This window comes from Aliikangiella aequoris (assembly GCF_053709105.1).
This window is the reverse complement of record NZ_CM132298.1, coordinates 1447506-1462024: the sequence shown is the minus strand read 5'-3', so window position 1 is coordinate 1462024 and position 14519 is coordinate 1447506. Positions and strand designations below refer to the sequence as shown.

10 protein-coding genes are annotated in these 14519 nt (G+C 39.6%); 5 read left to right on the top strand and 5 right to left on the bottom strand.

Annotation, left to right across the window (positions count from 1 at the left end; all coding sequences use genetic code 11):
* Positions 1-22: 22 nt before the first annotated feature.
* The 5 genes from aceF to ACUR5C_RS06360 form a co-directional block, all read right to left on the bottom strand.
* Positions 23-1753, bottom strand: a complete 1731-nt coding sequence (aceF, locus tag ACUR5C_RS06380) for a dihydrolipoyllysine-residue acetyltransferase (protein WP_454467523.1) — start codon at positions 1751-1753, stop codon at positions 23-25.
* A gap of 13 nt (positions 1754-1766) precedes the next feature.
* On the bottom strand, positions 1767-4457 hold the full coding sequence (aceE, locus tag ACUR5C_RS06375; protein ID WP_454467522.1) for a pyruvate dehydrogenase (acetyl-transferring), homodimeric type: 2691 nt from the start codon (positions 4455-4457) through the stop codon (positions 1767-1769).
* 654 nt (positions 4458-5111) lie between these two features.
* The gene (gene ampE, locus ACUR5C_RS06370) at positions 5112-5969 is read right to left on the bottom strand and encodes a regulatory signaling modulator protein AmpE (protein ID WP_454467521.1); all 858 of its coding nucleotides are present in this window, start codon (positions 5967-5969) and stop codon (positions 5112-5114) included.
* A gap of 127 nt (positions 5970-6096) precedes the next feature.
* Positions 6097-6651 carry a 1,6-anhydro-N-acetylmuramyl-L-alanine amidase AmpD gene (gene ampD / locus ACUR5C_RS06365; RefSeq protein WP_454467520.1) on the bottom strand — a complete coding sequence of 185 codons (555 nt, stop codon included), beginning with the start codon at positions 6649-6651 and terminating at the stop codon, positions 6097-6099.
* Positions 6652-6759: 108 nt separating this feature from the next.
* Positions 6760-9087 (bottom strand): DUF1631 domain-containing protein, encoded by a 2328-nt coding sequence (locus ACUR5C_RS06360; RefSeq protein WP_454467519.1) that lies wholly within the window; start codon positions 9085-9087, stop codon positions 6760-6762.
* A 556-nt stretch (positions 9088-9643) separates the two neighbouring features.
* Here ACUR5C_RS06360 and ACUR5C_RS06355 point away from each other — a divergent pair.
* The 5 genes from ACUR5C_RS06355 (at position 9644) to ACUR5C_RS06335 (ending at position 14515) form a co-directional block, all read left to right on the top strand.
* Positions 9644-10180, top strand: a complete 537-nt coding sequence (locus ACUR5C_RS06355) for a retropepsin-like aspartic protease family protein (protein WP_454467518.1) — start codon at positions 9644-9646, stop codon at positions 10178-10180.
* 42 nt (positions 10181-10222) lie between these two features.
* Positions 10223-11095: a carboxylating nicotinate-nucleotide diphosphorylase gene (gene nadC / locus ACUR5C_RS06350; RefSeq protein WP_454467517.1), complete on the top strand. Its 873-nt coding sequence runs from the start codon at positions 10223-10225 to the stop codon at positions 11093-11095.
* Positions 11096-11498: 403 nt separating this feature from the next.
* On the top strand, positions 11499-11924 hold the full coding sequence (locus ACUR5C_RS06345) for a pilin (protein ID WP_454467516.1): 426 nt from the start codon (positions 11499-11501) through the stop codon (positions 11922-11924).
* A 135-nt stretch (positions 11925-12059) separates the two neighbouring features.
* Positions 12060-12479, top strand: coding sequence for a pilin (locus ACUR5C_RS06340; protein WP_454467515.1), 420 nt, complete (start codon positions 12060-12062; stop codon positions 12477-12479).
* A 119-nt stretch (positions 12480-12598) separates the two neighbouring features.
* Positions 12599-14515, top strand: a complete 1917-nt coding sequence (locus ACUR5C_RS06335; protein ID WP_454467514.1) for a tetratricopeptide repeat protein — start codon at positions 12599-12601, stop codon at positions 14513-14515.
* Positions 14516-14519 lie beyond the last annotated feature (4 nt).

The window sequence follows — 14519 nt, the reverse complement described above, 5'->3', positions numbered from 1 at the left end:
AGCGCTAATTTGCGCTAATTAATTACTTTAAAAGAACGCGTCGAATATCGTTAAGCGTTTGCGACAAATGCACCACAAATCTAGCTGCGTCTGCACCATCAATTACACGATGGTCATAAGACAAAGACATAGGCAACATTAATCGAGGAACAAACTCGCTACCGTTCCATACCGGCTGCATTTTGTTTCGAGACAAACCTAGTATGGCAACATCCGGCCATTTTACAATAGGCGAGAAGGCAGTACCACCTATTCCGCCTAATGAAGAAATAGTAAAACTGCTACCTTGCATATCATCAGCGGACAGTTTCTTATCTCTAGCTTTAGCACTTATCTCACCTAGTTCAGTGGCTAAAGTATAGATGCTTTTTTGATCGACGTTACGGATAACTGGAACTGTTAGTCCATCAGGTGTTTCTACCGCGACCCCAATATGGTAATAATTTTTGATAATTAAATTTTCACCATCATTCGCCAAAGACGCATTAAATTTTGGGAATGCTTTTAAAGTATGGACCAAACCTTTCATTATAAAGGCTAGCGGAGTTAACCTAACACCATCTTTCGCAGCCTCTTCTTTCAATGACTTGCGAAACGCATCTAGCTCGGTAATATCGGCATCTTCATGTTGCGTCACATGAGGAATCGTTATCCAATTTCGATGTAAGTTAACGCTGCTAATTTTTTGTATTCGAGAAAGCGATTTAGTTTCTATTTCTCCCCATTTGGCATGGTCAACAACCGGCATTTCAGGCATGGCAAATGCACCTGTGGTAGCGGTCGCTTTAGGGCGAGATAATTCAAACTTTATAAAGTTCTGAACATCTTGCTTTACGATTCGCCCTTTAGGCCCAGAGCCGTTCACAAGAGAAAGGTCAGCACCCAGCTCTCGCGCAAAACGACGCACTGCCGGACTGGCGTGCACAACACCACCAGAAGCACGTTTTTTCATTTGCGGATGCTCTGGTACTGGCGCTCCACGTGAACTAGAACTAGCTTCAGGGGTCGAACGGCTTGTTGAGTTTGACGGTTTCTCACTCGATTTATTATCGTCTTTAGAGTTAGCGTCGTTGCTTTCAGCGCTTTGATTTGCAGAACCTTTAGGTTTGACTGAGCTAGCCCCTTGTACAAGAGCTTTGCCTAACACATCGCCTTGTGAAACTTTGTCGCCAACCTTAACGCTAACTTCTATTATTTCGCCAGCAAACTCAGCTGGAACTTCCATCGTTGCTTTATCAGTTTCTAAAACAATCAAGCCTTGATCTTTGTCGACTTTATCACCGGCCTGAATCAATACTTCAATCACATCGACTTCATCTGAATCACCGATATCCGGTACAACTATCGACTTTTCTTGCTTTTCATCGGAGTCTGCTTGAGCTTCGTCATCTGCCGATTCGTTTGGCGTTGGCTCGGCAGGCTTGTCAGCCTTGGCTTCATTTTCACTCGTTGCTTCCGACTGATTAGAGTCAGCTTCTTTAGCTTGAGAATCTTGTGAATCCGTTTGACTGTCGGTTTCTTCTACTTCTAATATTAAATCGCCTTGTGAAACTTTATCACCGACTAAAACGTGAACTTTTTTAACTACACCAGCATGACTTGATGGTATATCCATTGTGGCTTTATCGGTTTCAAGTGTAATAAGCGAGTCTTCTTTAGCAATACTATCGCCAACATTAACTAACACTTCAATTACATCAACACTTTCTGCATCGCCAATATCAGGGACATTGACTGAAATTAATTGACTCATTTTCAATCCTCCCTTAGCTATGTAGTGGGTTAGGTTTAGAAATATCGATATTGTATCGCTTGATAGCTTTGGTCACTTCTTTAGGACTAATTGTCCCCTCGTCAGCCAATGCCTTAAGCGCCGCAACTGCGACGTAATAACGATCGACTTCGAAGAAGCGGCGCAAGTTTTCTCTAGAATCACTTCGCCCAAATCCATCAGTGCCTAATACTGTGTAACTGCCAGGTACATAGGCTCTAATTTGTTCGGCGTATGATTTCATAGAGTCCGTTGATGCTATCACTGGACCTTCTTGTTTAGCCAAACATTGCTCGACAAAACTCGCTTTAGGCTTTTTCTGCTCAGGGTTTAGCAAATTGTGCCTAACCACATCTTGGCCATCGCGCGCCAGCTCATTAAAGCTGGTAACGCTCCAAATATCGGCAACAACTTTAAAATCATCTTCCAGTAATTTAGCGGCTTCAATAACTTCATTTAATATAGCGCCGCTGCCTAATAGTTGTACTCGAGTTGGTTTCTGCTTAGCTTTAGATTTTTTACCTTGCTGGAGCAGATACATTCCTTTAATAATTCCCTCTTCACTACCTTCAGGCATTTCGCCATGCACATAGTTTTCATTTAAGGTTGTAATGTAATAAAAAACGTTTTCTTGCTCTTCATACATACGTCGCATTCCATCGCGAACAATTAACGCGAGTTCATAACCAAAAGTTGGGTCGTAACTAATACAGTTGGGAATAGTTGAAGCCAAAATATGGCTGTGACCGTCTTGATGCTGCAATCCTTCGCCATTTAAAGTAGTTCTACCAAAGGTAGCGCCAACTAAAAACCCTCTGGCCTGCATATCACCGGCCGCCCAGGCTAAATCGCCAATTCGTTGGAAACCAAACATCGAGTAATAGATATAAAAAGGAATCATGGGCAAGTTGTTACTCGAGTAACTTGTAGCGGCAGCCATCCATGATGACATGGCTCCGGCTTCATTAATCCCCTCTTCCAAAATTTGGCCTTTTTTATCTTCTCGGTAATACATTACCTGATCAGAATCTACAGGCTCGTATAACTGACCGACAGATGAATAAATCCCGATTTGGCGGAATAAACCTTCCATCCCAAAAGTACGCGCTTCGTCTGGAATAATCGGTACGATTCTTTGACCTATTTCTTTATCTTTAAGCAGCACATTTAAAATCCGCACAAAAGCCATTGTGGTCGATATTTCACGTCCGTTTGAACCTCCAGTAATAGCGTTAAACGCTTTTAACGGTGGAATGGTCAAACTCTGTGACTTAGCTCTGCGCGCAGGTAAGTAGCCGCCTAACGCAGCACGACGTTCTTTTAAATATTTAATTTCAGGACTGTCTTCACCCGGATGATAAAATGGCGCGTCTTCTAACTGTTCATCTGATATAGGTACATTAAAACGATTTCTAAATTGCTTTAATGCGTCTAAATTCATTTTTTTCACTTGATGAGAAATGTTTTTACCTTCGCCACTTTCTCCCATACCATAGCCTTTCACGGTTTTTGCGAGAATAACGGTTGGCTGGCCTTTATGGTTAACCGCAGCGTGATAAGCGGCATAAACTTTGGTTGGATCGTGCCCGCCTCTATTTAACCGCCAAATGTCAGCATCTGACATGTTGGCAACCATTTCTAGTAGCGCAGGATCTTTTCCAAAGAAGTAATCGCGGGTAAATTTACCGCCTTTGGATTTATAGTTTTGGTACTCTCCATCAACAGACTCTTCCATTACTTTAAGAAGTTTTCCATCAACATCGCGAGCGATTAAAGGGTCCCAATATCGTCCCCAAATCACTTTAATGACGTTCCAGCCTGCGCCTCTAAAGCCACCTTCAAGCTCTTGAATGATTTTTCCATTCCCACGCACTGGGCCGTCTAGTCGTTGCAAGTTACAATTGATAACAAATATCAAATTATCGAGCTTTTCTCGTCCCGCAAGTGAAATAGCGCCCAATGACTCTGGCTCATCCATTTCGCCGTCACCCATAAACGCCCAAACTTTGCGGCCTTTAGTGTTAGAAAGCTCTCTGTCTTCTAAATATTTTAAAAATCTTGCTTGATAAATTGCTTGAAGTGGACCAAGGCCCATTGAAACTGTGGGAAACTGCCAAAAATCAGGCATTAACCAAGGGTGAGGATATGAAGAAAGACCCTTACCATCAACTTCTTGGCGGAAATTCCCCATTTGATCTTCAGTGATACGACCTTCTAAAAATGCTCGAGCATAAATACCCGGTGAAGAGTGACCTTGATAGTAAATAAGATCCGCTTCACGCTCGTCATTGGCAGCGTGGAAAAAATAATTAAAACCGACATCATACAGTGTTGCAGACGATGCAAAGCTAGACAAATGACCACCAAGCTCTTGGTTTTTTTTGCTCGCCTTTAATACTAATGCAATCGCATTCCAACGGATAATAGAGCGCAGCCTTTGCTCCATCTCTTGGTCCCCTGGAATCAATGCTTCTTTAGAGGTAGGAATGGTATTTAAATAAGCGGTAGTCGCGCTGTAAGGTAAATGTGCGCCAGAGCGACGCGCCATATCAATTAATTTTTCCAGTAAAAAGTGAGCTCGCTCAGTACCTTCTTCTTCAAGTACGGCTTCTAATGCGTCCAGCCACTCTTGCGTTTCAATGGGGTCCACATCGTTTGGTGAATCGGAATTTTGGATATCAGACATTAGGTTCCTCATTACTTAAAATGCTCTTCAATTTAGGCAGCATTTTTGGTGTAAAATTAAGTCAATTATTAGTCTTACTTCACTGAGCCTATTTGAAAATGAAATCTTTCTAACCGAACACCAGCCGATAAGGCAAAGTTAGTTATTCTCAAATAGCAAAAGTATAGCAGTTGGTCACAAATATGCAGCGAAACTCAAAATTCGATTAGAAAGTGGCGATTTAACCAAAACTAAAGCATTGTTGGCTACACAAAAAACACAATAAACATGGGCTCGGCGCTAAGTTTACTGTAGGAACTATTGAAGATTAGTTTATATGGCGACCCGATTCAGCATCCAATTAACTGACTTTACGCTCGCTAACTGAATACACATTGCACAAAAGGTCGAAAAAACTAGCTGCCAATAGTCATTCTGGAAGAGAAATTAACACTTATAATCTGAGATTACAATATTTAGCCATGCTAACCATATTCAAGAAAGCCAAAATCAAACATAAACACAACAATCGACTATGCGAAATCTTATTTATTACCAGACCAAAACTTTTAATAAGCAAGGCTAACTAAATACTTTAACTTACTCAGCTAAATTTTAAAAACAAAAAAGGCCGCTAAGCGACCTTTTTATAGCTTTAATAGGTGTGTGAGGTTTTTACCAAAAAGCTAGTGGACTAAGCGCAGCGACTGCGACAACATATATCATTAGGGTTCTATCAACCATGGCAAATGCGTTTTTATTCTCTTCAACTTTACCATCGCATACGCCCATGTCTAAGCCCAGTGCTGCAATACCCGTTTCGCTGATAAGTTGACGGTTATCTGCGGTTAAATCGACAAAGTAATCTCTTACTCGATAAAAGCCATTCACAAAGTCCCCTGTGAACAAGAAGATAATGCTTGTTAAGCGACTTGGGATCCAATCTAACCAGTGGATTAACGTGGTAGTCTTATCGGCTAGCTCATCTTCAGCATTTTTATGACAGGTATTTAAATAGGTTTGCGCCGTTCTGTAAATTAATGCGCCGTAGGGACCCAAAAAGATAAACCAGAAGATAGCACCAAAATAACGGCTCTGACTTTCCACTAAGATAGTTCGCGTCGCATTTCTCACTATTTCTTCATCTTGTGGCAGGTCACGAATAAGCGACTCTTCTTCAAGTGTAAAATAGGCGCCTTCTTTGTCGCCTCGTTCGAGGGCTTCAAAATAAGGCTTAAATGAGTCTTTTAACCTTTTAGGGCCTAAACACAAGAAAAGCACAACACAGGAACTAATAAAAAGTACAAGATAGTAAAGCGCACCACTAAAAAGATTAATAATTAAAAATAAAGCTAACGCTGGCAGTAAAGTGATCACGGCAACAAGCAGCCATGGACTGATGGACTCTAGTTGTTCAGAAAACTGATTAATCTTGGCGTAATAAAATTTAAACCAAGCCGAATTTCGGTACTCAGCACCCCAATTAAAATAAAACTCTGCTGCTAACACGATTAATACGGATATAAGCGTCATAACTGTCTCATTAAGAACCATAGAATATGACTTAATAATACTCGATTTTTCTAGAAAAAACAGTTTGTTATAGGCTGGTCGGAAGACCTACTAGCAAATGCTAGCGGCGCTATTGGATAACTGCTTATTATTTTGCCAATAATAAGCGATATTTTGACCAGTCAAAGGAAGGGCCTGGATCGGTCTTTCGTTGCGGCGCAATATCACAATGGCCAACAATATTGGCATCAGTAATTTGCGGGTAGAAAGCCTGTAGCTTCAGGGTTAGGCTAGCAAGTGTTTGATATTGAACTTGGGTATAAGGTAAATCTTCAGAACCTTCTAGTTCGACCCCTATAGAAAAATCGTTACAATTACAAAGACCATTAAACTCAGATTCGCCTGCATGCCATGCCCGCTGATTGGTGGGGACAAACTGGATTAGTTTGCCACAACGCTTAATGTAAAAATGAGCAGACACTCTAAGATCGGCAATTTCTCTAAAAAAAGGATGTAAGCTGGTGTCTAGTTTTCCTTGAAAAAAATCTTCAACAAAGTGATTACCAAAAACTTTAGGCGGCAGACTAATGCAATGAATAACTAATAAGTTAATTTCCGTACAGGCTGGTCTGGCATTAAAGTGCGGACTGATTATTGGCACAGCATCTTCTAGCCAAATGTCTTCGATAGTTTGGTCTTTCATTTAATTACAAATGCAGGGGAAGTAAGAGCACTAGCATATCAAGTATCAGTTCTTTGAGCTAGCCTCGGACTAATCACATTATCTTAAATTAAAAGGCGTCAGTCTTCATTACAAAGTGTCGGTCTTCATCGCCCGCAAGTTTGAAATGACAGACTCTAACGCCCTATCAAATAGAGCTTCGTCGTCAAGTATTTTAACTCTACCTAGTTGGTACTCTTGAGCCAATTGCTGGGTAAAGTATTCGGCAACCTTTATTCCATTTCTATTAACGAAAATAAACTTACCAACAGAGCTAATTCGAGCCGCTAACTTACAGCGTATATTTTTGTCATTAACTACAAGCTCAAACCAACTGCCGGCAGTTAAAGAGTCAACTAACTCAAAACTTTCTGGCTTAATTTCGACCGACTCAACAAATGTCTTTTGAGCGGCTTCACCCGTTTGTTCTGCAGGGAATCCTATATCTTCTATTTCTACCGGCTCATTAGATGTTTCATTAGCCTGCTCTGTTGTGGAAGAAGGTGCGCTGATACTTGGGACAATCCCAGAAGGCTCTAACCTTAATATATCTTCTTGCTTTTCTTCATTCTCAATATAGTCTTGAGCAGACTTAATAATTTGTCGGTGGGTATCTTCTAAAGACTCTAACAAATGCGAAGACTCTATAGGAGATAACGCTACAATATTAAACCCTTTGCGAAGGTTTTTAACTAATAAAGGAATTCTGCCAACGAGCTTTTCTAACTCTACCGCAGTAAATACAGGCTGTACGCTCCATATCAACAGTTTGGCGACGTTACAAGCTTTTTCCCATCCATCTTCTTGTCCTTTTAGGCGCTCTAAAAGCATCACATGCGCCCAAACGTTTTTAAGCATCAACTTAGCCGCTGGAGGTACATGTTTTTTAAAGCAAATCTTTTTTAGCTCTTTATTAACAATGCTACGCGAAGACTCAGCTTTCGCTTTACCTTCTTCTGCTTCTTTTGTTCGGCGCTCAAAAATTTCTGCACGCTGACGTGATTGAGCTCTGAAAGACTGGAAGTCATTCAGTAAGTTATCGAAAATATGCACATCATCTTTAAAGTTGGTGATAATTTCATTGCATATCGATTCAATTTTTTGCAGCATTTGAGTCGCATCAGCATCACTAGGGTTCCAAGAAATTCCCGCTCGCGCAATTTCATTTAGTAGCAGTCTGGCGCTATGATTTTTGTCTGAAAAAAAGCTTCTATCAACTAGACCTACTTTTAACATGGGTATTTGCAACCGAGCAATTACCGATTTAATTTCAGCATGAAGATTTTCATCGTCTAATATAAAGTCGAACAGCATCGATACGATATCAATCATATCGTTATTAAACTGCCCCAAACTTTGCGTTGATTCCCCTATCCCGTTTTGTGCTAGTTGAGTGCCAAGTTGGGTCTTAATATTAGCTAATACATTTACTAGGTTTTGCGAGTCAAATGACTGGTTTGACTGCACTTGAGTTAAAGCAGAAACTAGCTGATTGGTATTAACCGGTGCTTGTTCCTTATTCATGTGAGGAATTTCAGTTTGAGCTTCATCGACAGAAATAGATGCTTGTCTAGATGAAAGTAAATTTTGCAATAAAGAAATTACTTGCTCATCATTTTCAGTTATTTTTTGTTCACTTGTGCTTTCTTGATGGATGTTTTCTTGATGCGCATAACGATTATTTGGCGTACGCGCTGACTGAGTTTTAATCGGCTTTGTAAACGTATTTTTTAAGTCTGGCAACACGCCCTTATCAATAAAAAACTGATTAACATGAGCATACACTTGCTCTAAGTTATTAGTCACCATTCGTTCAAATAATTTATAAATAACAAGCAATGACTCTAGATCCATGTCTAAAGTTAAACTGGCATGTTTAAACGCATTACAAATAAAGGCTGGCTCGAAAGGATTATTCTCTGCAGCAATACTGCGATCAGAAATTAAGGTATCGAGCCTTAATCTAATTTGCTCGATAGCGGCAGAGCTTTTGGCTCGACTCTTTTTTACCATGGTATCAATAGCGATACCTTCTTCAAGTTCGCCGTCTTCTACAAGAGCAATATTTTCAAATGAAATGCTTTCTTCTAAGCTGTTGTCTTGATAAGCAGACTGCTTGCCGAGGTGTAAATTAAAGCACTGATTATATTCACTATAAAAACTTTTTAACAAACCTTCTTTTTTAAGCCGCAATAGGCGCATTGCCTCAAAGTGAGCATTGTTATAAGCGTTATTAGACATATCAAATAGTTGATCATCAGCTTGCTCTAACATAGCGTGAAGCAGCTGTTCTAGCTCTTTAAGGCAAACTTTGCGCGACTGATCGACTAGCGCCGGCAATGGTCGCAATAGCCCTTCGCTTTGCTTGCTTAAGCTTTTTGAATTGAAATCTAAAATGTGGCTTTTGGAATTACCCACAACGCTTATCCTTTACTTTGTTTAACTAGAATAAGAATTAAGCCGCTAAATGCCATGCTTGTGACGCTACTTATTGCCTTTTTTTTAAAGGCCATTTTAGCAGGAGGTATTAATTACTAATAAGGTTGTCATGTATTCAGACTAAAAGTAGAAACAGCCTAGTCACTAGGCTAGCAATTTACCTTAAAGAACAACAAGCCATAACAGCCAACTTATCACAAGCCAAGTATTGAATTAGCAACATAATGCAGAATACTGGGATAGTTACTATAGTAGATTGCGTCCAAATACAGTGTGACCTATAACTCAAAACACTCAAACTTAATCTTAAACGTTTATTAAGTGTGAGCCTGTTTGACTAAAAATGAAACTTAGAATGCTAAAAAATCTCAAAATGAAATTCCTTTAGACGATTTCGTAATGACCTTGAATTCACTTATAGTAATAAGTATAAGTGGACACCTATTTTACTACTTGAGTTAATTGAGCGAAGCCCACATAATCCAGCGTGTCTTAACTAATTATCTATTGTGACCCTTAAAAAGTAGCCTATTTTATGCACAACTCAAATGACAATAACCCGCCACCGAACACTCAACCTATTGGCAATAGAATGATAACCATTGCGTGGGTTATTGTTATTTTGTTGTTAACTTGGTTATTTGGCAACTGGGAAGAAAAACAAATCAACCCTAACCAAAATGTCTTAAGCAAAACCAACAATGAGTTTATTGAAGTCGTTTTGCATGCCAACCGTGCTGGACACTATTTAGTGGATGGCTTCATTAATCGCCGTCCCGTGACATTTCTGCTCGATACGGGGGCAACTAACGTTGCAGTGCCAGGAGCGCTCGCCTCATCATTAGGACTTGAACCCGGGCAAAAACGCTATTCTCAAACCGCTAACGGCACTGCCGTTGGAGCTACAACCCGCATCAATAGTTTAGAGATTGGCGAAATTAAACTGTATGACTTAGAAGGAGCGATACTCCCTGGGATGCAAGGAGAGCAAATATTACTGGGAATGAATGTGTTAAAGCGACTCGAGTTTGCCCAAAAAGGCAAACAATTAACCTTGCGGCAATATCGCTAAATGCTAGAATAACGACAATTTTTTCCCTATTGAGACAAGAAGTTGGATCAACAACAGTTTGAAGAGTTACTTAACCATGAAATTCAGCGTATGTGCGAGTTTGCGCTATATGAAGATCTAGCTGGTAAAGACAATATAGATATCACTGCAGAACTTATTCCTGCAGAAAAGCAAGCAAAGGCCACTCTGATAACCCGCGAACCAGGAATTGTTTGTGGCAAAGCTTGGGTTAACCAAGTATTCCTACAGCTTGGCAATAAGGTTACTTTAAATTGGCACGTTAACGACGGCGATCCAATCCAAGCTAACCAACTACTTTGTGAGCTTACGGGTAATGCAAGAGATTTACTCACAGGAGAACGCGCTGCGATGAATTTCTTGCAGACATTATCGGCAACCGCGACTCTCACCAACCATTATTACCAAAAAATTTCGCATACGGCTTGCAAACTATTAGATACCCGCAAAACCATTCCTGGGATGCGCTTTGGTCAAAAATATGCGGTAAGAACCGGCGGCGGAACTAATCACCGACTCGGCTTATCCGATGCATTCTTAATTAAAGAAAACCATATCATGGCCTGTGGTGGAATTTCTCAAGCACTAACCCAAGCGATACAAAACCACCCTGATCAGCTGTTAGAAATAGAGGTAGAGTCACTTAACGAATTAAAATTGGCACTTGATGGCAACGCTCAAGTTATCATGCTAGATAACTTTAACCTTGCAGATATGCGCACAGCGGTGAGTTTAAGGAACCAACATCGTAACCAAGCTAAATTAGAAGCTTCTGGCAATGTCAATATTGAAACCATCAGCGAAATAGCGGCTACTGGCGTAGACTACGTATCCGTTGGCGGCTTAACCAAAAATATACAAGCGTTAGACTTGTCTATGCGAATTGATTTAAATTAACTGACCAATTGCGCTCATTTAACACCTTAAGTTACAAAATGTGTCACTCTTGCACATTAGATGTGACGCAATTTGTCACATTGATAATCATTAAGCTAAAAATCTGTGAACAGCGGAGTGAGACTTACGTCACACAAAATATTAAAAACTCAATCGACATCTCAGTGAGAGCTATCTGAAAAATCATATCCTTTTGATTTTAAAGATATTTTTATGCCGCAAATAATAAAATAGCGTTATATTAAATAATCTCCTTTTATTCTTGCAACCTCAAACCAAAGTTGGCACTATCTTTGCTGAACTAACTACAAGATGTTTTGTCTTGTTTTTTTTTCGAAACGGTCTACTTTTAAAGTTACGTTTCAAAATAACTAAAATCCTAACTCAACTTGAGGTATTTAAAATGAAAAAAGTACAATCTGGTTTTACACTGATTGAATTAATGATTGTTATCGCAATCATCGGTATTCTTGCTGCGTTCGCAATTCCTGCGTATCAAGACTATGTAGCTCGTTCACAAGCTGGTGAAGCTTATGCACTTGCATCTGGTCTTAAAGTTCAAGTTGGCGATGTTTACATGGATGAAGGATCGTTTGCCGGTGTAGCTAGCGGTAGTGATGGTATTCCGGCTGCAGGTTCTGTTTCTGGCAAGTATGTAACACAAGTTGGAATTGCTGCTGGCGTAATTACAGCGACTTTAGGTGGTGACGCAAGTGCTGCAATTGCCGGTGGTACTGTTGAGCTATCTCCTGTAGATAATGGTGGTTCTATTAGCTGGGAATGTTCTTTCTCTGGTGAAGATAAATACGCACCTAAAGCTTGTAGATAATTTTATATGAGTGAAGCTACCCTAGCTTCACTCTTTCTCTCGCTTACCGCCCTAAAACTCAATTGTTCAAACGTTAATTAATGTTTGCATTATGTATCACGCTAATTTTTGCCTAAGTATTGAGGAAGTTAAATTATGAACTCTAAAGGCTTTACTTTAATTGAGCTAATGATAGTAATTGCAATCATTGGAATATTAGCTGCTTTCGCTATTCCGGCCTATCAAGATTATGTAGCTCGAAGCCAAGCTGGCGAAGCTTATGCTTTAACCAGTGCTATAAAGGCAATGACTGGCGATATTTACATGGATGAAGGCACCTTCGCTAATGTTGATAATGGCTACTTGGGCATTCCAATGGAAGACTCACTCAGTGGACGTTACACATTAAGAACTTCTGTCGAAAATGGTGTAATTTTGGTCGAATTAGGTAATGATGCGAGTGCGGTTATATCTGGAAACTCTGTTAGACTTTCACCTGTCGATAACGGCGGCTCTATAAGTTGGAGTTGCTCATTTAACGGAGAAGATAAATACGCCCCCAAAGCCTGCCGTTAAACATATCTAATCAGTAAGCATACTATTACAATTTCTTAACTAGTATAGCCTTACTAAATTTACTAATGTTACACAGTTCTGCACACTAAACTCTACAAAAATTATAAAGCGACCTAAAAATGTCTACGTGGTTAAAAAACCTCTCTAACTCAAAAGCAATTCTCATGCTTTTTACAATTAGCTTAGCGCTCATTTTATTTTCTTTGGGTATTGAAGGAGCATTTCTCTTCGATGACACAGCCAACTTACCGGCAATACTACAAGTTACTGACTGGCAATCATTTATAGAATACGCTTTTAGCGGTATTTCAGGCCCTACAGGTCGCCCCGTCTCTCTGATTAGCTTTATGCTCACAGCAGATGCTTGGCCTGGTCACCCTGAGATCTTTTTAGCGGGAAATATTATTTTACATCTCGTTAATATTTGCCTCGTCTATTGGTTAACTCACCAGCTGAGTTTAATGAGCTCGTTCACTAACAAACAAGCCTTCACTTGTGCTATTTTGACTTCGGCTATTTGGGCAATACTTCCAAACCATGTATCAACTGTTTTATATGTTATACAAAGGATGACATTATTAGCGACTACTTTTGGCCTGTTTAGTTTAATTATGCTAATTTACGCGCTAACCACGGACAATAAGAAAATATTTTCAAAATATTCGATTGCATCTATTATTTCTATAGGTCTAGCAATTTTAAGCAAAGAAAATGCGGCTATTATTTTTGTAATAGCCTATTTTATAGTTTCATTCTTCGCAGGGAACGATTCGAAATTAAGACAAGAAACAAAATCACAACGATATTTTTGGTCTAGTTTATCTCTTATTTTGCTCGCTTATTTAAGCACTCATATTATTAATGCAGAGCAATACTACTCAAACCGCCCTTTCTCACTTAGCGAGCGAGTATTTACTCAGTTTGAACTTTTCATTACCCATTTTTCTAATTTTCTGTTTCCTCGCCCTGTCACCAACAGTTTATTTAATGACCAAATAGCTGTGGTTAGCTCTGTCTCTGATTACTTAACTAGCGGGTTTATTGGTTTATTGATATTGAGCAGCTGTATCTATGCGTTTACACGTGTTTATCAACAACGCTGCCTTGTATCATTTTGGATATTATTTTTCTTTGCCGGACACTTAATTGAATCTACTGTTATCGCACTTGATCTTTACTATGAACACAGAAATTACCTCCCATTTATTGGGCTAAGCGCTGCTCTAGCAACGCTTAGTGTGAAAGTAGCTGCACAATACCGTAAATATTTAACAATAGGCATTGCGCTATTTCTAATAGCGAACATCTACGCTACTTTTTCTCGCGCATCCCTATGGGGTAATCCTTTTAAAGCGGCGGCTTACTGGGCTGAGCTAAACCCCAAATCATTGCGTGCTCAAGAAAATGCTGCGGTCCAATTTTCTAAAACATCTAATTTAGAGGCTGCAATTATCTACTTAAAGAGAGCTTATGCAATTGAACCCTCTCCTTTTATAACGCTCAACGCGATTAACTTAGCCTGCAAAAAGAAGGGAAAAGTATATGGTCTGCTATTTAACCCAAACGCTTTTAAAGATAACTTAAAGTCAAATAGAGATTTTCCTGTGGCAATGGAGACATTAGCGTTACTTAAACAAGGTAAGTGTGATGATTACACCCCTAACCAGCTTTTAGAAATGAGCAACAATATTTTAGCTAACCCGGAATACGCATCTAATTCTATTCAGCAAAAGTTTTTACATATCAAAGCCGAGCTAGAGTTTATATTAGACCAACAAGAAGCTGGCTTAACCTCTTTTCAGCAGTCCCTAGATAAAGTGCCTTCCTATGATGCTTTGATTCTACAAGCTGCCACTATCGCTAATTTTGGCCATTGTAAAGACGCTTTAAACTATTTACATAGCAATAAGAACTTAGAGTTAAAGTTAAGTTTGCGAGAGTCAATAGTCGACTCGCTATATCCGCGAAAAAACATATTGATTGAATACATTGAGCAGCTCGAAGCGGTTTGTGTTAATGAAAAGCCAACTAGTTGAGTAT